General features: G+C 64.3%; 15 protein-coding genes, 1 tRNA gene, 1 pseudogene and 1 riboswitch. Of the genes and pseudogenes, 8 read left to right on the top strand and 9 right to left on the bottom strand.

Annotation, left to right across the window (positions count from 1 at the left end; translation table 11 throughout):
- Positions 1-22: 22 nt before the first annotated feature.
- Positions 23-96, bottom strand: a tRNA-Gly gene (locus tag ACVIJ6_RS07805).
- A gap of 230 nt (positions 97-326) precedes the next feature.
- Here ACVIJ6_RS07805 and ACVIJ6_RS07810 point away from each other — a divergent pair.
- From ACVIJ6_RS07810 to ACVIJ6_RS07830, 5 genes are all read left to right on the top strand, one after another.
- The gene (locus ACVIJ6_RS07810; protein ID WP_456772218.1) at positions 327-731 is read left to right on the top strand and encodes an SPW repeat protein; all 405 of its coding nucleotides are present in this window, start codon (positions 327-329) and stop codon (positions 729-731) included.
- A 205-nt stretch (positions 732-936) separates the two neighbouring features.
- Positions 937-1,509, top strand: a complete 573-nt coding sequence (locus ACVIJ6_RS07815; RefSeq protein ID WP_456772219.1) for a methylated-DNA--[protein]-cysteine S-methyltransferase — start codon at positions 937-939, stop codon at positions 1,507-1,509.
- 78 nt (positions 1,510-1,587) lie between these two features.
- On the top strand, positions 1,588-2,424 hold the full coding sequence (locus ACVIJ6_RS07820; RefSeq protein ID WP_456772220.1) for a helix-turn-helix transcriptional regulator: 837 nt from the start codon (positions 1,588-1,590) through the stop codon (positions 2,422-2,424).
- 52 nt (positions 2,425-2,476) lie between these two features.
- On the top strand, positions 2,477-2,836 hold the full coding sequence (locus tag ACVIJ6_RS07825; protein ID WP_456772221.1) for a VOC family protein: 360 nt from the start codon (positions 2,477-2,479) through the stop codon (positions 2,834-2,836).
- Between the two features lie 38 nt (positions 2,837-2,874).
- A complete protein-coding gene (locus ACVIJ6_RS07830; RefSeq protein ID WP_456772222.1) occupies positions 2,875-3,276 on the top strand; it encodes an SRPBCC family protein in 402 nt (133 codons plus the stop codon).
- A 7-nt stretch (positions 3,277-3,283) separates the two neighbouring features.
- Here the strand turns inward: ACVIJ6_RS07830 and ACVIJ6_RS07835 are convergent, their stop codons facing one another.
- Positions 3,284-4,741 carry an MATE family efflux transporter gene (locus ACVIJ6_RS07835; protein WP_456772223.1) on the bottom strand — a complete coding sequence of 486 codons (1,458 nt, stop codon included), beginning with the start codon at positions 4,739-4,741 and terminating at the stop codon, positions 3,284-3,286.
- Between the two features lie 303 nt (positions 4,742-5,044).
- Here ACVIJ6_RS07835 and ACVIJ6_RS07840 point away from each other — a divergent pair, with 303 nt between their 5' ends.
- Positions 5,045-8,032, top strand: a complete 2,988-nt coding sequence (locus ACVIJ6_RS07840; RefSeq protein WP_456772224.1) for a S8 family serine peptidase — start codon at positions 5,045-5,047, stop codon at positions 8,030-8,032.
- Between the two features lie 68 nt (positions 8,033-8,100).
- Here ACVIJ6_RS07840 and ACVIJ6_RS07845 read toward each other — a convergent pair whose 3' ends face one another.
- Complete coding sequence (locus tag ACVIJ6_RS07845; protein WP_456772225.1) at positions 8,101-9,207, bottom strand: 2'-deoxycytidine 5'-triphosphate deaminase; 1,107 nt, start codon at positions 9,205-9,207, stop codon at positions 8,101-8,103.
- A 112-nt stretch (positions 9,208-9,319) separates the two neighbouring features.
- A riboswitch (SAM riboswitch) is annotated at positions 9,320-9,399 on the top strand.
- Between the two features lie 77 nt (positions 9,400-9,476).
- Between ACVIJ6_RS07845 and ACVIJ6_RS07850 the strand changes: the two genes are divergently transcribed.
- Complete coding sequence (locus ACVIJ6_RS07850; RefSeq protein WP_456772226.1) at positions 9,477-10,685, top strand: O-succinylhomoserine sulfhydrylase; 1,209 nt, start codon at positions 9,477-9,479, stop codon at positions 10,683-10,685.
- 106 nt (positions 10,686-10,791) lie between these two features.
- Here ACVIJ6_RS07850 and ACVIJ6_RS07855 read toward each other — a convergent pair.
- The 3 genes and pseudogenes from ACVIJ6_RS07855 to ACVIJ6_RS07865 all read right to left on the bottom strand — a co-directional run bounded on the left by ACVIJ6_RS07855 (position 10,792) and on the right by ACVIJ6_RS07865 (position 13,970).
- Positions 10,792-11,932: pseudogene (locus ACVIJ6_RS07855) on the bottom strand (GDSL-type esterase/lipase family protein).
- Positions 11,933-11,946: 14 nt separating this feature from the next.
- Positions 11,947-12,705, bottom strand: coding sequence for an SGNH/GDSL hydrolase family protein (locus tag ACVIJ6_RS07860; protein WP_456772227.1), 759 nt, complete (start codon positions 12,703-12,705; stop codon positions 11,947-11,949).
- A complete protein-coding gene (locus ACVIJ6_RS07865; RefSeq protein ID WP_456772228.1) occupies positions 12,705-13,970 on the bottom strand; it encodes an OpgC domain-containing protein in 1,266 nt (421 codons plus the stop codon). Before ACVIJ6_RS07865 ends, ACVIJ6_RS07860 begins: the two co-directional genes overlap by 1 nt.
- A gap of 395 nt (positions 13,971-14,365) precedes the next feature.
- On the opposite strand from ACVIJ6_RS07865, the gene apaG reads away from it, so the two are divergent.
- Complete coding sequence (gene apaG / locus ACVIJ6_RS07870) at positions 14,366-14,761, top strand: Co2+/Mg2+ efflux protein ApaG (RefSeq protein WP_456772229.1); 396 nt, start codon at positions 14,366-14,368, stop codon at positions 14,759-14,761.
- Positions 14,762-15,060: 299 nt separating this feature from the next.
- Here apaG and ACVIJ6_RS07875 read toward each other — a convergent pair whose 3' ends face one another.
- From ACVIJ6_RS07875 to ACVIJ6_RS07885, 3 genes are all read right to left on the bottom strand, one after another.
- Complete coding sequence (locus ACVIJ6_RS07875; RefSeq protein WP_456772230.1) at positions 15,061-16,056, bottom strand: Hsp33 family molecular chaperone; 996 nt, start codon at positions 16,054-16,056, stop codon at positions 15,061-15,063.
- 328 nt (positions 16,057-16,384) lie between these two features.
- Positions 16,385-17,311: an ornithine carbamoyltransferase gene (gene argF, locus ACVIJ6_RS07880; RefSeq protein WP_456776929.1), complete on the bottom strand. Its 927-nt coding sequence runs from the start codon at positions 17,309-17,311 to the stop codon at positions 16,385-16,387.
- A gap of 8 nt (positions 17,312-17,319) precedes the next feature.
- Positions 17,320-18,531 (bottom strand): acetylornithine transaminase, encoded by a 1,212-nt coding sequence (locus ACVIJ6_RS07885; protein WP_456772231.1) that lies wholly within the window; start codon positions 18,529-18,531, stop codon positions 17,320-17,322.
- Positions 18,532-18,603: the final 72 nt, after the last annotated feature.

Here is an 18,603-nt window from a genome sequence, read left to right on the forward strand (position 1 = left end):
CGCCGGACCGGTCGATGTCGACTGGAGCGGGCGAAGGGAATCGAACCCTCGTATGCAGCTTGGGAAGCTGCCGTTCTACCATTGAACTACGCCCGCACGGGTCCATGATTAGCCGAGAGCATGCGTTTCGCCAAGCGGCTTCTTGTCGCCTGCCGCGGGCTTTCGCCGGCCGGCGACATCCCGCCACGCCACCGTCGCGTCTCGCCATTGTGATCGACAAGCCCCGTCCATCCTGGGAACGAATCGCGCCGATCATGCTTTCCCTGTCGAATGCGGCGCCGTCGCTCGCAGCGGCGCAGCCGCCCGAGTCCCTCGGAGGGACGATCATGCGAATCCACAGCCACACCCTCACGGCCCACAAGGCAGACATTCTCGCGATCATGTCGCGCCCCGCCGCACTCGATCTTTATACGCTCGGCTGTGGCCTCTTTCTGATCGGTGCTCCCTGGCTGTTCGGCTTCGCCCACACCGCCGGCCAAGTCGATGCAGAACTCGTCGGCGCAGCCGTGATCGCATTGTCGATCGCCGGGCTGGTCGCGTTTGACGATCGGGAGGAGTGGTTGAAGGTCGCACTTGGCGTCTGGCTGATCGCAGCACCGTGGCTGCTCGGCTTCGTCCATAGCTCGGCAATGCATGTGAGTATCGCGATCGGAATCGCTGTCACGTTCCTGAGCCTGTTGGAACTGTGGCTGGCGCATGATCCTGATGTCGCTGATACGACGACCACATAGCTCGCCACGCGCCGTGCTTCGCCTTGCAAGCAGATGAATGCCGGGCTGCTCTTGCGCGAGCGAACAGACGTCGTCCGTCAGCGCACTTGACAACCACGACCCAAATCAGGGCAAACCCGCCTCCGTCGCGCCGCGCTGTTAACACGTTGTTAACACCATCAAGGCGGCGATCGCGACAGGGTGTGGCGTGGGTTGGGGTGGCGTCATGAGGCTTGGGTACACGATCTTTGATACAGCGCTCGGCCGCTGCGGCATCGCCTGGAGCGACGCCGGGATCACCGGCGTGCAATTGCCGGAGGCACGAGAAATCGAGACGCGGCGGCATCTGTTTCGACAATTTCCGGAGGCGCGGGAGCTGCGCCCTTGTGCGAACACCGAACTTGCCATCGAGGGCATCGTCGCCATGCTGCGCGGACGCGATGTCGATTTCTCCGACGTCGTGCTCGACCTCGAAGGCGTAACGCCGTTCAATCAGCGCGTCTATGATTGCATTCGCGGCATCCCGCGCGGCGAGACCCGCAGCGCCGACGATATCGCGGACGAGCTGCACGTCCCCGAAACGTTGCATGAGATCGCGCAGGCTTTGACCAACAACGCGTTCGTCCTGATCGTGCCCTGCCATCGCGTGCGCGACATCGGAGGCGGACTGGACAAGCCGTCTCCCAACAGCGGCATCATCTCCAAACGGCGCCTGCTCTCGCTCGAAGGTGCGCGGCCGCCTGCCGGCCTGACCCTGTTCGACGCCCTGCTCGCAGCCGATCGGCCGCGCGCGTCCTAGAACCGGGCTCGCGCGCGCCTCACCGGATTATCTCGCAGAGGCCCTGCTCTTTTCGGCCTGATGCGCTAGATTGGTGCCATGGCCGCGACCATCCTGTTCGAAAGCCGAGACGTCACCGTGTCCGAGTTCCGCTGCGAAGCGGCGCGGGGCGAGCGTCCTTTTGTCGAGCAGTATGGCGGCTACTCGCTCTCTTATGTGCGCAAGGGCAGCTTCGGCTGTCAGCATCGCGGCCGCCTCTTCGAACTGGTGACCGGCGCGCTGCTGGTCGGATATCCCGGCGACGAGTTCATGTGTACACATGATCACGTCTGCGGCGACGAATGCCTGTCGTTCTCCTTCGATGGCGCGGTGATCGATGACATCGGTGGCGGCCAAGCATGGCAGGCCGGAGCCATTCCGCCGCTCCCGGAGTTCATGGCGCTCGGCGAGCTTGCCCAGGCCATCGCCGCCCAGAAGCAGACGTTCGGACTTGACGAAGTCGGTCACATGATCGCCGGCCGTTTCGTGGCGATTGTCACCGGCCGGGAGGAACGGCCAGCCCGCCCAAGCCTTCGTGACCGCCGCCGCGCCGTCGAGAGCGCCCTGTGGATCGACGACAACGCCCACGACGACATCAATTTGGCGGAGACGGCGCGGGCCGCCGGCATCAGCCCGTTCCATTTCCTGCGACTCTTCGCAGCCACGATCGGCGTGACGCCGCACCAATATCTGATCCGGTCCCGGTTGCGGCGCGCGGCCCAGCGCCTGAGCGCCGAGGATACGGCCGTCACCGAAATCGCTTACGATGTCGGCTTTGCCGATCTGTCCAACTTCACCCGGACCTTCACGCGTGCCGTCGGCGTGTCGCCGCTGAAGTTTCGCCGAGCCTCGCGCGGCGAGCGCAAGATTCTCCAAGAACGGCTGAGCCGCCATTGATTAGCTGATCCCGGAGCGTGCGCCAGCGCATGCGAAACACGGGAGACCAGCGATGTACGATCATATTGGACTCAAGGTCGGGAATCTCGACGCCAGTGTCCGCTTCTACGCGGCCGCCTTGGCCCCGCTCGGACATATTCTCTGTTGCAAGGACGAGACCTCGGCCGGCATCGGGCCGAAGGGCGAGCCGCGACTGTGGCTCTATCTCGACGGCAGCGCGGCCAAGGGCCCTGTCCACGTCGCGTTCCGCGCCGCCGACCAGGCGGGCGTCGCCCGATTCCACAGCGAGGGACTGAAGGCCGGCGGCCGTGACAATGGTGGTGCCGGGCCGCGCGCGGATTACAGCCCGACCTACTACGCGGCATTCCTGATCGATCCGGACGGCAACAACATCGAAGCCGTGTGTCCGTGAGAGCGAAGCCAAGGCATACATGTGAAGGCATCCATCCAATGGCATCCATCTGCAAGGATATCCCGATCTCCGCATCGGCAGCCGCGGTCTGGGACGCCGTCCGCGACTTTGGCGCTGTGCATACGCGGCTGGCCCCCGGCTTCGTGATCGATACGACGCGCGACGGCGACGTCCGCATCGTCAGCTTCGCCAATGGCAAGGTGGTTCGAGAACATCTCGTCGACTGCAGCGACGCAAGACGGCGGATCGTCTATGCCATCGACGACGCGCGCATGCAGCGGCACAATGCCTCGATGCAGATCATTCCCGACGGCGAGCAGCGCTGCCGCATGATCTGGATCACCGACGTTCTGCCGCACGACATCGCTCCCTCGATCGAGCAGCAGATGGAGCTCGGTGCCGCGGTCATGCAGCGGACGCTTGCCGATCTCGGCCGCTAGAGGCCGGTCAGCGCGACGACGGCGGAGCGCCCTTCAGCTCGGCCGCCACGACGGCCGGGCGCAGTGCGGCGACCGCCGGCTTCGGCCCCCAGCGCGTCAGCATGACGCTGGCGAGGGTGAGCACGCCAAGCAGCACCATCGAGGAGGCGGCCAGCAGGAAGAACCCCGTTTCAGTCGTCTCGCCAGCCAGCAGATAGCTGCCGCCCGCGGCGATGAACACCAGCCGCACCGTTTGCACGAGCACGGGGCCGATCACCTTCGCCGCTCCCTGAGAAGAGAAATACAAGGCGATCGCGAGACCGATGAAGGCGTACATCGGCGCCGCGATTCTCAGATAATGCGCTCCCGCCGTCCGCGCGCCCGGGTCCTGCGTGAAGATGTCGACCCATAATTGCGGAAAGATCGCGATCAAGGTCGAGAGCGCGCCGACGGTGACGAACGAGACGAGCCCCGCCGTCCAGGCGATCCGGCGAGCCCTTGCGATCCGCTCGGCGCCGACCGCCATGCCGACCATCGGCACCGAGGCCATGCCGAACGAAAACGCGACGGTCGTCATCATGAATTCCAGGCGCGCGCCGATGCCGTAGCCGGCGAGCACGGCCGTGCCGAACGTCGCCAGCATATGCGTGAAGATCGCGATCGACAGCACCGATTGCAGCGGCGAGAAACAGGCGATCGCGCCGACCTTGAGAATGTCGGCAAACATCGCGCGGCTGATCTTGAGACCGTACAGCTTCGGCCGCACACGGGCGCGTCCCGAGAGCAGATACCAGCCCATCACAGAGATGCTGGCGCTGAAGGCGAGCAGCGCACCGGCCGCGACGCCGCGCATGCCGAGCCCGAGGCCCAGGCTCAGCGTTCCACCCAGCACGATCTGCAACACCGCCGCGTTCAGGATCATGAACGATGGCAGCTTCATATTGCCAGTGCCGCGCAGAATGCCCGCCATCGCGTTCATCAGCCACGGCAGGATGGCCCCACCAAAGAACACCTGCAGGTAGGCCGTGGCATGTTCGAGCACCGCACCGCGGCCGCCGAGCACTTCGAGCAGGCGGGGACCGAACATCAGCATCCCGACCATGAAGGTTGCACCGAACGACAGCGCGATCAACAGCGCATGCGCGGCAAGCGTCGAGGCACGCTCGGTGTCGCCGGCGCCGAGCGCGCGCGCGATCGCCGAAGCGACGCCACCGCCCATGGCGCCGCCGGACATGGTCATTGTCAGGATCACCAACGGAAAGACCAGCGCCATTGCGGCGAGCGCCTCGATGCCGAGCCGGCCGATATAGGACGTCTCAGCGATCACGACGCAGGTGCCGGCCGAGTTCGCAATGATGTTTGGCCACGCCAGCGACAACAGCGTACGCAGGATCGGCCCGTCAGACAACGCGCTGCGGGGCTGTCTTTCCGCCTGCTTCGGTGGGGCCCGCTCGACCGAACTATCGGCGAGGCTGTATTCGGACATTTCTTCTCCCAATCCGATCCGCCGTGAAGAGCTGAGTTGTCATCGGGGCCGGAGCAAGGGTGTCTGTAGCACGACGCAGCAGAGCGCCACACGCGAGCTCGCTCATGGGGCTCTGACGAGGACGCAGGCACGAGTAAAGCAACTCTCGCAGATATCGCGCTGCAGCGAGGCATGCCTGATGCCATAGCGGCGCGCTCGGATTTGTGCGCGAGCATCGCATTCTCAGTCGATGTCGCGATCATGTGCGCACTTCACGCGCGCAAGACGCGGTCCTGCATACCAGTCACCAACCCGCATCGGAGAATGACTCCTCATACAACCACAACGTTTGTTGACCAAATTCTATGCGGAGAGGCTCAAACATTTTGCTCGGCAGAAATGACGTGTGCCCCCTATGATCCTACCGTGCAACGGTTACGGAGGAGCGCCGACATGCCGCCAAAAATACAACCTAAAGATGTTTTTCTGCCTACTGAACTCAACATCTTTCGATCGACCGATTCGATCTTCGATCTGTGGGGCGACGGATTGGACTCGCTGCGGCAACTGATCGAGCTACAAAGTACCGCGACCGCGTCCACAGCGCAGACGGCCAGCTCCGGCAACCTCAGCAATGCCAGCGGCACGGCTGCAGCTGGTGGCCTTTATTCGACCTATCTCGACCTCAGTGGCGCTGAACTCACGCCTTGGCACTGGGGCCTCCGGCTCCCGAGCACCGCGTCGCGCGAACACACGCCCTTCGACCACGACAGTGACCAAACGCCGCCCTCCGCCTTCGAGCAGAGCGCGGACATCTCTGGTCCCGGATGGTCCGTCAGCGCGCTGGCTGCGTCTTCGAGTGAGACGTCTTCTCCGCTCACCGCCTGGATGAGCGCTCTTGCCGGACCCATCCCAAGCACCGCGGCCAAGGCCGGCGAAACGTCAGGCTTCTCATTCCTTGCCCCCTTCACCGGCAACTTAACCTTCTTCGCCGCTGAAAGGGATGCACCCGCAAATAGGCATGATGCCGTCGCCGTCGCGCCGCATCACGACGTTGCCGCGCACTCCGATACGGTCGGCGCGCCGGCCCTCGACACGGCTCCGAGTGCATCCAAAATCTCGGCCGGAAGCCCGACGCCGGCGACGCAAAGTCAGACATCGCTCTTGCACAAAGCGTGGTCGAACGGAGACACCATCGACACCACCGGCAAGGTCGGAGCCACGCCTCAACAGCTGCGTCAAGCGATGGACCAGACTGCGGCCAGCGGGGACGGAAAGGGAATCAAGATCGGCCTGCTCTCGGACAGTTACGATTTCCTGAAAGGTGCCGACGCTGACAAAGCGAGCGGCGCGCTGCCGTCATCGATCGAAATCCTCAAAGAGGGGACGTCCGGAATCGACGAGGGCCGCGCGATGCTGCAGATCGTGCATACGATCGCCCCAGGCGCGAGCCTCGCCTTCTACAGCGCATGGGGGAGCGAGCAGAACTTCGCCGACGGAATCCGAAAGCTCGCGGATGCGGGGTGCAAGGTCATCTGCGACGACATCTTCTACTATCACGAGCCGATGTTCCAGAACGGTCCGATCGCCAAGGCCATTCAGGAGGTCGTCGCGAAGGGCGTGACATACGTGACCCTCGCCGGGAACAATGACGGCGCCGGCTATCAAGGTGCCTGGAAAGGCGTATCGGGTGAATACGGCGGCATGACGTTCAAGAACGCCATGAGCTTCAATGGCAGCATTGTTCAGAACATCACCGTCGACCCCAAGCCAGGGAGCGAGACGCCGCTCCTGTTGTGGTGGGACGAGGCTTACGGGCAGGCGAAGGCCAACCTGCAGATCCATGTCTTCCAGGACGGCAAGTGGCAGGGAACGACCAATCATATTCGCTTCGGCGTTCCCGACGATCCATGGACTGAGTACTTTTTCGACAAGCCGGGCACCTACCAGGTGGTGATCGACAACGCCTCCGATGTGGATCCGGGCATCATCAGGGAGGTAGCGGCTCACAACGGCCGCCACTACGCCACGCTGCAATATTCCAACACCGGAACCGTGTTCGGGCATTCCATGGTGCCGGGCGCGATCTCGGTGGGCGCCGTCAACAGCGCGAATACGCCGCCGTTCGGAGGCGAGCTCGTCAACGAGCGCTTCTCGTCGTCAGGCCAGGGCACTCAGCTTCTCTTCGATGATCATGGCAACCGGCTGCCACTGCCCGTTCAGCTACATCCCGTGACGGTCTCGGGCGTCGACAATATTGCCACCTCGGTGCCGGCTCTCGTCGACTTCTACGGCACCTCGGCCGCGACGCCGACGGTCGCGGCACTCGCCGCGCTGATGCTGGCGGCAAACTCTCAACTGACTCCCTTCGCAGTGTCGGACGTCATGCAGCAGACGGCGCTGGAAATGAAGGACACGGACAAGGCCGGCGCCGGCCTGGTCCGCGTCGACCCGGCGGTCGCCGCAGCCAAAGCCTATGCCGACGTGCTGATCGAGTTCAGCGGCAACACCAGCCTGTCGCAGCACGGCATCAACTACTTCATCAATCAGATCGGAGGATGGGGCAGCATCGAGCTGAAGGCCAATGGCAAACCGGTCATCGCCGGATTACAGAACGGCTGGGTTCCGGTCGGCGCCGAAGCGACGGCGGACGGCTATCAGGTCGCCTGGAAGCTGCAAGGGTCCGAAGTCTACAGCGTCTGGACCGTCGACCCGCTCGGCAATCTCGTCAGCAAGCCGTTCGAGAAAGTGGCCGGCACCAGCACCGAACTCGAGACAGCGGAGCTCGCCTTCCATCAAGATCTCAATCATGATGGCATCATCGGCGTACCTCTGAATCTCGATGGAGTCGTGGCCTGGTCAGCCGGCTGGCGGGACAAGGCGCCCGCAAGCTATGACGGCCATAGCCTGACATTGAGCGCCTCGGCGACCTATGATGGGCTGCACACGCTGGACCGATTCCACTTTGCCGCCGACGGCAAGGGCGGAGCCACGATCAGCGTGGCAGGGGCAGGCACGGGGGCGGCCGCCGCAAACGGCGGCGATCCGTTGGTGCGATTCGACGCCGGACATGATGCGTTCGTCTTCGCCTCGCATTTCGGGGATATCCGCATCACCGACTTCGATCCGGCGCGCAATACGATCGCATTCAGCCCGGGCCTGTTCGCAAGTCAGCAGGCTCTGCTGGCCGCGATCCATGACGATGGCCACGGCAACGCCGTGATTGCGGACGCGGCGCACGACACGTTGACGCTCGATCACGTTTCGGTCGCGGCGCTGCTGGCACATCAGTCGCAGCTGCATATCGTCTGAGGCAGAGAACCGACAGCGCAGCCCGGCGTCAACGGCGCCGGGCGTGCTCTTGACCAAGTGAACGATCCTCAGCTGCGGAAGTGCTTGGAGAGCTTGAGGCCCTGGGCCTGATAGTTCGAGCCGATGCGACTGCCATACATCGCATCCGGGCGCGCCAGCATCTTCTCGTAGACGAGACGGCCGACGATCTGGCCGTGCTCGAGAATGAACGGCACCTCGCGCGAGCGCACCTCGAGCACGGCGCGCGCGCCATGCCCGCCCGCACCGGCATAGCCAAAGCCGGGGTCGAAGAAGCCGGCATAATGCACGCGGAATTCGCCCACCAGCGGATCGAACGGCACCATTTCCGCTGCGTAGTCCGGCGGCACCTGGACGGCCTCCTTGGAGGCCAGGATGTAGAACTCGCCAGGATCGAGGATCAGGCTGCCATCGGGCCGCGCCTTGATCGGCTCCCAGAACTCCTCGACCGCATAGCCACCGCGGCGGTCGACATCGACCACGCCGGTATGACGCTTGGCGCGATAGCCGACATAGCCATTGGCATTGGCGCCCGACAGATCGACCGACAGCGCCACGCCGCCGGCGAGATCGGCATCATCGCGGTCGACCAGCCGCTCGACCCGATGCAGCGCGTTCAGCTCCGCCTCCGTCAACACCGCGTCGCGGTAGCGGAAGCGGACCTGGGACAGGCGGGAGCCTTCACGCAGCAAGACCGGAAACGTCTTGGGGCTGATCTCGGCATAAAGCGGGCCGTGATAGCCGGCGCCGATCATGTCGAAGCGGCGAGTGCCGTCGGCGATCACCCGGGTGAACACGTCGAGGCGGCCGGTCGAGCTTTTCGGATTGGCCGCAGCCACGATATCCTTCGGCAGCGCCAGGCTCTCCAGCAGCGGCACGATGTAGACGCAGTTGGTCTCCAGCACCGCGCCATCCGCGAGCGCGAATTCATGCAGCTTCAACTCGTCGATGCGTTCGGCCACCGTCGATCCCGGCCCCGGCAAAAAGCTCGCGCGCACCCGATAGGCGACGTCACCGAGCCGCAGATCCAGGCTCGCCGGCTGGATCTGGCTCTCGACGAAATCATATTCCGGGATGATCAGGCCGGCCTCCGTCATCGCCACGATCATGCGATCGGGCAGGATGCCATGGGCGTCGGGAGGGAGCGAAAACGGCAAGACCTGATCCTTTGCAGGCGCCGGAACGGCGGCTTATCGAGCCTATATAGGGTCTTTTTACCGGTTATCCGATGGCTGGCTTGACGGGAAGGTCGGTTACGACTAAGAGCAGCACTTATCCCGTGGTGATTTGAGCCGGCCGGCTTGCAGCCACGTTAAATAAGTCGCTAAACAGGCCGGGGACGAATGTGATCCCGGCCGTGAGGAAGTTATCCCAGGCCGGTTTTTTTGTGCCCGTCGCCGGAGGCGGCGGTCACGATGGAGGTCACATGTCGAAGTCCCCCGCGAAGGCGCCCGCGTCGTTCGCTCAATATCGCCCCGAAACCCGGCTGGTGCATTCCGGCAGCTTGCGTTCCGAATTCGGCGAGACCGCCGAGGCGCTCTACCTCACCCAGGGTTTCGTCTACGCCACCGCCGAAGAATGCGAGGCCCGCTTCAAGGGCGAGGATCCCGGCTTCATCTATTCGCGCTTCTCCAACCCGACAACGGCGATGTTCGAGCGCCGCATGATCGAGCTCGAGGGCGCCGAGGCCTGCCGTTCCGCGGCCACCGGCATGGCTGCAGTGACCACCGCGATCCTGGCCCCGCTGCGCGCCGGCGACCACGTCGTTGCCGCGAAGGCGCTGTTCGGCTCCTGCCGCTATGTCGTCGAGGACCTGCTGCCGCGCTACGGCATCGAGTCGACGCTGGTCGACGGGCTCGATCTCGACCAGTGGCAGAAGGCGGTCCGGCCGAACACCAAATCGTTCTTCCTGGAGAGCCCGACCAATCCGACGCTCGACGTGATGGACATTCCGGCCATCGCCGAGATCGCGCATACCCACGGCGCGCGGCTGATCGTCGACAATGTGTTCGCCACGCCGATCTGGCAGAGCCCGCTCGCGCTCGGCGCCGACGTCGTCGTCTACTCCGCGACCAAGCATATCGACGGCCAGGGCCGCTGCCTGGGCGGCGTGATCCTGTCCTCGGAGGCCTTCATCGCCGAGCACATCCACAATTTCATGCGCCAGACCGGCCCGTCGATCTCGCCCTTCAACGCCTGGGTGCTGCTCAAGGGCCTGGAGACGCTGGCCGTGCGCGTCCGCGCGCAGACCGAGAACGCGGCGAAGGTTGCGGATTTTCTTGCGACGCATCCGAAGATCTCGCGACTGATCTATCCCGGCCGCGAGGACCATCCGCAGGCGGCGACCGTCCGGAAGCAGATGCGCGCCGGCTCGACCCTGGTCGGCTTCGAGGTCAAGGGCGGCAAGGCCGGCGCGTTCCGCACGCTCAACGGCCTCAAGCTCGCGCGCATCTCCAACAATCTCGGCGACTCCAAGACGCTGGTCACGCATCCCGCGACGACGACGCATCAGCGGCTGTCGCCGGAGGCGCGCGCCGAACTCGGCATCAGCGAGGGCTTCATCCGCTTTTCGGCAGGCCTCGAGCATGCCGACGATCTGATCGCGGATCTCGACGCCGCCCTGAGGGCGGCGTAGCGAATGGCGAAGTGGCGAATAGGGAGTAGTCAGTGGCGAATAGAACGACCTCATTCCCTATTCGCTACGCGCCATTCCCTACTCGCTACTCACTATTCGCCCCTCATCACATCGGCCGGTAGGTCGGCACGTTGGCCGGGGCGTTGACGCCGAGCTTGACCTGACCGACCGAGCGAATGATGTCGTCGCCAAGCAACTGGGCGAAGCAGGCATAGCCCCAATCGCTCATGTGCAGGCCGTCCGAGATCACGAACTCATTGATCGGGATCGCCTGGCGCTCGTGCCAGTCGCGCATCACCTCGAAGCGCGGGAAGATGCCGGCGTGATGCAGCTCGGCGATGCGGCCGAGCAGCTTGTTCATGCGGCTGGCATTCTCGGAACGCTCATTGACGCGCGGCGAATATTGCAGATCGACCAGCACGACGTCGGAGGCCGCCGCCTGGATCTTGGCGACGCCATCCTCGACCAGCTTTGCGGTTTCGGCCGGATCGAGATCACGCAGCACGGCATTGGTCCCGACCTGCCAGATCACGAGATCGGGGTGATGATCGATCACCGACGTCTCGAGCCGCTTCATCATCTCCGGCGCGTCCTCGCCGCCAACGCCGGCGTTGATGACGCTGATGTCGGCCATCGGATATTGCCGGCGCAATTGCGCCGCGAGCCGGTTCGGATAGGTGTAGTCCGGCGCACTCGCACCATAGCCCTGCGTGGAGGACGAACCGAACGCGACGATGACGACCGGCAGTCCCGAAGCCAGCTTGTTGGCAACGTGCGGCAGCGAGATGAAGTTCTTCTTGGCCACACCCTTCGGCGGCAGGCACGGCACGCGGTTGAAGATGTCGGTCGCCGACTTCGCGACCTGCTTGACCTTGTCGATCGCCCGGTCGGTGATGCTCCTCTGCTGCGACGCGGGTTGCGTGGCCGCGAGAGGCTGAGCGGGCGTGCCCGGCGCGCTGATCTCCGGCGTCGCGGGCTGGGTCGGCGGCGGCGATGGCTGAGCGGCGGCCGATGGGCGCACCGCGGCGATCTGGCCGCGATCCCTGGCTGCCGGCCTGGGCCAGCATCATGTGGCCGATGGTCGGCCGTAACTCACCGATCGAAACGGTCTCTGCGTCAGGCGCAGGCGGGGCAGCGCCGTCGGCACGCGCCAGCTGCGCGCTCATCGAGAGCGCGAGCACCATGGCGACGACGGCGGACAGCGTCTTCCAGTTTCCGGATACGCGGTCTTTACAGGTGGAAGTCATGAACAAGACGGATCCTAGTTCTGCTGTGCCGGCCCGAGATGCGCCGCGTCGATGATGAACTTCGACAGCGCCCGGCCGAGACAGTCGTGAACCTGCTTGGCCAGCTCGATCCCGTGCGTCGGATTGAACAGGTCGAAATCGCCCTGCTCGTTCCATTGCCGCATGATGGCAAAGCGATCGAACAGCGGAATGTCGCGCTGCTGCGCCACCACCCGCATGTTGTCGATATAGGGCGGCACGGAGATCAAGGTCTCCGTGCGCGGGCTGTATTGCAGGTTCATCAAGATGACATCAGCCCCCGCATTCTGCAGCGTCGCGACACCGTCATTGACTGCCTGACGAAACTCATCAGGATCGATGGACCGCATGGCGTCGACCGTACCGGTTTGCCAGACGACCAAATTAGGCCTTTTTCCTTCCACCAGTTTAACAAAATTGGCAGCCGTTTCCTCTGCTGTTTTCTTCGGCTGCAGCTCGACGCTGATATTGACGGAGACGGACGGCAGCCTCTCTTTCAGAGCCGCCTGCAGCCGGGCGGGGTACGCATTGGCGTCGGAGGCGCTGACAATGGCGGATGAGCGGCTCCCCACCACCAGAATATCAAGCGGACGGCCATTCTTCACGGCATCTGCAACTTTTGAGAGTGGGCTCTCGGTCGTCAGCAGGTAGGCCGGCACCTCGCAATTTTGCGGTGCATCTTCGGCCCAAGCGACTCCGGCCAGCGAGATCGCCAGCGCCGCGACACCAAACCTTAACCACGAGACGGACTTCATCAGCCCCCTCCCGCCATATCCGCGTTGCTGCGCGCACCCTTCCGCGCCGCACCCTTATCGGCCTCACGCTTGTACCACGAAATCAGCGAGGCAACTCCCCACATGGCCAGAATGCCACTCAGACTGATCAAGGCGTGCATCATGGCGCCGCCGGACACTTCGGCAAGTACGAAGTGTCCGGCAAACGCCAGAAACACGCCGAGACAGAAGATCTCCAGCGAGTGTTGCCCACAAACAATCAACGGACGCAGCCAGCGCGACTTCAGCGGGGGCCAATCCTTGGGCAGATAGTGGACGGTGAGTGCTGCGAGTGCGAGGAAATGGGCAAAACGCAACACGTCAAGGTCTGTTTTGTCGATCGGATACATCCATTGCTCGATTCGCCGCGGCATCAGATGACCGAGCTGCGGGATGTACCAGGTCAGCGTGACGAAGAACGCCGCCACCAGATAGGCGACGCAGATACCGAGCGTGATCGGGGAGTTCAGGATGCGTGACATGCGCTTGGCGCCGCCCAGCGCACACCACGCGCCGAACACGAACAGCAGCTGCCACGCAAACGGATTGAAGGCCCAGAAGCCATTCGGATAGGCCGAAAGATAGAGATCGAACTCCCAGGTGACCGCGTAGAGCACGACCGACAGCCCGAGCGTCACGTCAGGGCGCCAGCGCATCAGCCACAGGATCAGCGGCAAGAACAGCATCAGCACGATGTAGAGCGGCAAAACGTCCATGTTGACCGGACGGAAGCGCAGGATCAGCGCCTGGACGATCGTCACGTCCGGCTGCTTCAGGAAGTCCATGATCCCCATCTCTTCGGTGTAGAGCGGGTTCTCGAAGCTGGTCGCGACGTAGGAGATCTCGGCGAGGAAGATCGTGAACAGGAAGACGTGGGCGACGTAGATCTGCCAAACCCGGCGCAGGATGCGCGCGGTGGCGACGATGAAGCCGGCATCCTGCATCGCCCGCCCATAGACGAAGGCCGCGGTGTAGCCGGAGATGAAGATGAAGATCTCGGTGGCGTCGGAGAAGCCGTAATTGCGGATCGTGAACCAGGTCAGCAGGTTCGGCGGCAGATGGTCGATGAAGATCAGCCACAGGGCCAGCCCGCGAAACAGGTCCAAGCGCAGCTCGCGCTCGCCGACCGCCGGGAAGGTGATCGCGGGTGCTGCGACGCTCGCGGGCGCAGCAGTCTCCGCCGGCGCAGGCCCAGCAGCGGCTCCGGGGACGGACGGTCCGGCAATGCGATCGGCAATCGACGTCATCAGGCACCACGTCAAGGCTGCCAGCCCGAGAGGCACGGCAAAGGGAATGTAAGGCTGCGCAATTTTTGCGCAAGCGATGAAGGACTTATCAGCTCAGCCGTGCCCCGGTTTTTGATCGACGCCAGGCACAGGCTCGAAGGGATCGATTCAAGATCCGGTTCGAAATCCGGTTCCAAGACCAATTCCAAGACCTGACGGCGACAGCGGACGCACAACCCGATCGCTTCGCTATCCACAAGCTGCGCCGGCCGTCACGGTCTCCGGTCCGAAAATCACGACGGAGCCGCGTGTGCGAACGGTGGAGTCCGCGATTCTGGTGCCATAATCTGGAACTGTGTTGAAAGCTGGGTACGCCCCGGATTGGTTCCCTGGCAAGTTTCCGCTACAATGCATTCATGTACCGCGCCGTGACTCGCCAGATCGAAGTGACCGTCGAACCGAACTTTCTGCCCGAGAAATCCTCGGTCGCGGATGGCCGCTGGTTCTGGTCCTATACAGTCGTCATCACCAACACCGGCGAGGACACGGTGAAGCTCCGCAGCCGGCACTGGATCATCACCGACGGGGTCGGCCGGCAGCAGGAGGTCCGCGGCGAGGGCGTGGTCGGCGAGCAGCCGGTGCTCGCGCCCGGCGAGCGCTTCGAATACACCTCCGGCGTGCCGCTCACCACCGCCTCCGGCTTCATGGCGGGCTCCTACCAGATGGAGAGCGCGAGCGGCGAGCACTTCGACATCGCGGTGCCGGCGTTTTCGCTCGACAGTCCGGACGGCGGCAAGAGGGTGTTGAACTAGCCGGGGTCGTAACGCGACGGGCAATTGGCATGCGTGTGGCATGCGTGCTCGGACGGAGCATCCGAGGCGCAACACCTTGCTAACAAAGATCCTTGCTCGCTGCGATGCATTTTCCCGTCGGGGCCAGCACATCGCCTTGCTCACCTGCGAGCTCATCCTTGTCGTCATCCCGAGAAGCGAAGTGACGACGCAATCCAGAGCGGCGTCAACGGCTCTGGATCGCGTCACTGCGCTCGTGATGACGTGTGTAGAACGAGGATCACCCAGTTACTCTCGCCGCAACGCGACGAGAGAGCCGCTCAGTTCTCCGTCACGCCCGCTTCATGCGGGGTGAACTGATAGACCGAGGAGCAGAACTCGCAGGTGACGACGACCTTGTCGTCCTTGACCATGTCGGCGCGGTCCTGGGCGGAGAAGCTCTTGAGCATGTTGGCGACAGCGTCGCGCGAGCAGGAGCAGCGCGCCTGCAGCGGCACCAAGTCGAACACGCGGACGCCGCGCTCGTGGAACAAGCGATAGAGCAGACGCTCGCCGGACAGCGCCGGATCGATCAACTCGACATCCTCGACGGTGGCAACCAGCGACTGGCCCTCGACCCAGGCCTCGTCCTCTTCGACGGCATGGAGTTCGGTGCCCTCGGGCGCATCGCCGGGATGCAAATCGGCCTGGCGCAGACGCTCGGGCGCCTGCGGCAGGAACTGCGTCAACAGACCGCCGGCACGCCAGCGAAGCTTGCCGCCGCTCCACTCCTCGCCGACGGCGAGGCGCACGCGGGTCGGGATCTGCTCGGAGCGCAGGAAATATTCATGCGCGGCCTCCTCCAGGCTGCCGCCGGTGAGCGCGACGAGACCCTGGTAGCGGCTCATGTCGGGACCCTGGTCGATGGTCATCGCCAGATGGCCCTTGCCGAGCAGTGCGCCGGAGTCCCTCGCCTCCGAGAGGCGCGCCTCGTCGTAGCGCGCATAGGCGCGCAGGCGGTCGGGCGCCTGGAAGTCGACCACCAGGAACGACACCGGCCCGTCGGTCTGGGTCTGCAGGATGAAGCGGCCGTCGAATTTCAGTGACGAGCCGAGCAGGGTCGTCAGCACGATGGCCTCGCCGAGCAGCTTGCCGACCGGCGCCGGATAAGCGTGCTTGGTGAGAATGTCGTCGAGCGCCGGCCCCATGCGGGTGAGGCGCCCACGCAGATCGAGGGCGGACACTTCGAACGGCAGCACGGCGTCGTCGACCGGCACGGCCGAGGGCGCCCGGCCGGTATCGAGATGGATGTCGTTGTCGGGGGAATTGGCTGTCATCGGGCGTATTTGGGGATGATTGGAACGAATGGAAGGGCATTCTCCGGCTGTCGTCCCGACCTTGAGCCGGGACCCATACCGCGGACGCTATCGAAGGACATCGGTGGTCGTGACCCGTCCGATGTGGACGCAGAACATGGCGAGCCGCTCGCCACATCTCAAACTCGGCCCGAGACCAAACGGCGATCAACTAACGACCATCGCGCCAAGGCCGCAGATCAACGGCCACCGGTGCAAACAAGTTGGATCACGCGGTATGGGTCCCGGCTCTGCCCTCGCTGCGCTCGGTTGTCCGGGACGACGCCCCGTGATGGATGACCAGTCGCCCTTACGCCCGCTCGCCGAAGCACCAGGCCAGGATGCCTTTTTGCGCGTGCAGGCGGTTTTCGGCTTCGTCGAACACGACCGATTGCGGGCCGTCGATCACCTCGTCGGTGACCTCCTCGCCGCGATGCGCCGGCAGGCAGTGCATGAAGATCGCCTCCGGCTTGGCCAGCGACATCAGCTTTGAATTGACCTGATAGGGCTTCAGCAGATTGTGGCGGTGCTCGCCGTCCTTGTCGCCCATCGACACCCAGGTGTCGGTGACGACACAGTCGGCGCCGCTCACCGCCGCCTCCGGGTCGTGGCCGAGATGGATGTCGGCCTTGGTGGCGCGAATGAAATCCTTCATCGGCTTGCCCGGCGACAGCTGAGGCGGCGTGGCGACGTTGAGGCGGAACTTGAAGCGCTCGGCGGCGTGCGCCCAGGAGGCCAGCACGTTGTTGTCGTCGCCGGTCCAGGCGACGGTGCGCCCCTCGATCGACCCGCGATGCTCCTCGAAGGTCATCACGTCGGCCATCACCTGGCAGGGATGCGAGCGCCGCGTCAGGCCGTTGATGACCGGCACGGTGGCGTGCGCAGCGAGCTCGAGCAGCGCCTCATGGCTGAGGATGCGGATCATGATCGCGTCGACATAGCGCGACAACACCCGCGCGGTGTCGGCGATGGTCTCGCCGCGACCGAGTTGCATCTCGGTGCCGGTCAGCATGATCGCCTCGCCGCCGAGCTGGCGCATGCCGACATCGAACGACACGCGGGTGCGCGTCGACGGCTTGTCGAAGATCATCGCCAGCACCTTGCCCTCGAGCGGCTTCTTCGCGGGCTCGTTGGCCTTCAGCGTCTTCTTCATCCGGCTGGACAGCGCCAGCATGTTGCGCAGTTCCTCGACCGGCATCTCGGTGAGATCGAGGAAGTGACGCGGCGTATTGGCCATGGTCTTGCTCATGATGCGGCCGCCTGCTTCGCAGGACCGCCCGACAGCGCAGCGCAGGCGCGATCGAGCATCTCGACCGACTGTTCAATTTCAGCTTCGCTCACGATCAAGGGCGGCAGGAAGCGCACCACATTGTCGCCGGCGCCGACGGTGAGCAGCTTCTGCTCGCGCAGGGCCGCGACCAGATCACCGGACGGCACCACCGCCTTGACGCCGATCAGCAGGCCCTCGCCGCGGATCTCGGAGATGATGTCGGGATGACGATCGACCACGGCGGCAAGCTTCTGCTTCAAGAGCAGCGACATCCTGCGGACATGATCGAAGAAGCCGGGCGCCAGCATCACATCGAGCACGGCATTGGCCGCGGACACCGCCAGCGGATTGCCGCCGAAGGTCGAGCCGTGCGAGCCCGGCGTCATGCCGGAGGCCGCCTCAGCCGTTGCCAGCACCGCGCCAATCGGGAAGCCGCCACCGAGCGCCTTGGCCAGCGACATCACATCCGGCGTGACACCGAGCCAGCGATGCGCGAACAGATCGCCGGTGCGCCCCATGCCGGTCTGCACCTCGTCGACGACGAGCAGGAGGCCATGATCGTCGCAGAGCTGGCGCAGCGCCTTGTAGAAGGACAGCGGCGCCGTGCGCACGCCGCCCTCGCCCTGCACCGGCTCGATCAGGATGCCGGCGGTGTGCGGTCCGATCGCCTTCTTCACAGCCTCGAGGTCTCCGAGCGGAACCTGATCGAAGCCATCCATCGGCGGACCGAAGCCTTCGAGATATTTCGCGGAGCCGGTGGCAGCGAGCGTCGCCAGCGTCCGGCCATGGAACGCACCCTCGAAGGTAATGATACGATAACGCTCGGGGTGCCCCTTGGCGGCGTGATATTTGCGCGTGATCTTGATCGCGCCTTCCATCGCCTCGGCGCCGGAATTGGCGAAGAACACGTAGTCGGCAAAGCTCTGCTCACACAGCCGTGCTGCAAGTCGTTCGCCGTCGGGGCTCTTGAACAGGTTGGACATGTGCCAGAGCTTGGTCGCCTGCTCCTGCAGCGCCTTCACCAGATGCGGATGCGCATGGCCAAGCGAATTGACAGCGACGCCGGAGGTGAAGTCGAGGTAGCGATCGCCATTGATCGCGATCAACCACGCGCCCTCGCCACGCTCGAAAGCAAGATCGACCCGGGCGAATACGGGGAGCAGATGCGTAGCGGCAACACTGGTCATGACAATCACATGAGCTGACGGGCTGGCCGAGACACGCGCCCTGCGGCGCCATCGCATCAGGGACCCCACCCT

This window comes from Bradyrhizobium sp. USDA 4369 (assembly GCF_054056435.1).

Bases quoted from the DNA above. Each gene is read 5' to 3' on its own strand.
- ACVIJ6_RS07810 (WP_456772218.1), top strand. From the start codon at position 327: ATGCGAATCCACAGCCACACCCTCACGGCCCACAAGGCAGACATTCTC.
- ACVIJ6_RS07815 (WP_456772219.1), top strand. From the start codon at position 937: ATGAGGCTTGGGTACACGATCTTTGATACAGCGCTCGGCCGCTGCGGC.
- ACVIJ6_RS07820 (WP_456772220.1), top strand. From the start codon at position 1,588: ATGGCCGCGACCATCCTGTTCGAAAGCCGAGACGTCACCGTGTCCGAG.
- ACVIJ6_RS07825 (WP_456772221.1), top strand. From the start codon at position 2,477: ATGTACGATCATATTGGACTCAAGGTCGGGAATCTCGACGCCAGTGTC.
- ACVIJ6_RS07830 (WP_456772222.1), top strand. From the start codon at position 2,875: ATGGCATCCATCTGCAAGGATATCCCGATCTCCGCATCGGCAGCCGCG.
- ACVIJ6_RS07835 (WP_456772223.1), bottom strand. From the start codon at position 4,741: ATGTCCGAATACAGCCTCGCCGATAGTTCGGTCGAGCGGGCCCCACCG.
- ACVIJ6_RS07840 (WP_456772224.1), top strand. From the start codon at position 5,045: ATGACTCCTCATACAACCACAACGTTTGTTGACCAAATTCTATGCGGA.
- ACVIJ6_RS07850 (WP_456772226.1), top strand. From the start codon at position 9,477: ATGTCGAAGTCCCCCGCGAAGGCGCCCGCGTCGTTCGCTCAATATCGC.
- ACVIJ6_RS07860 (WP_456772227.1), bottom strand. From the start codon at position 12,705: ATGAAGTCCGTCTCGTGGTTAAGGTTTGGTGTCGCGGCGCTGGCGATC.
- ACVIJ6_RS07865 (WP_456772228.1), bottom strand. From the start codon at position 13,970: ATGACGTCGATTGCCGATCGCATTGCCGGACCGTCCGTCCCCGGAGCC.
- apaG (WP_456772229.1), top strand. From the start codon at position 14,366: ATGTACCGCGCCGTGACTCGCCAGATCGAAGTGACCGTCGAACCGAAC.
- ACVIJ6_RS07875 (WP_456772230.1), bottom strand. From the start codon at position 16,056: ATGACAGCCAATTCCCCCGACAACGACATCCATCTCGATACCGGCCGG.
- argF (WP_456776929.1), bottom strand. From the start codon at position 17,311: ATGGCCAATACGCCGCGTCACTTCCTCGATCTCACCGAGATGCCGGTC.
- ACVIJ6_RS07885 (WP_456772231.1), bottom strand. From the start codon at position 18,531: ATGACCAGTGTTGCCGCTACGCATCTGCTCCCCGTATTCGCCCGGGTC.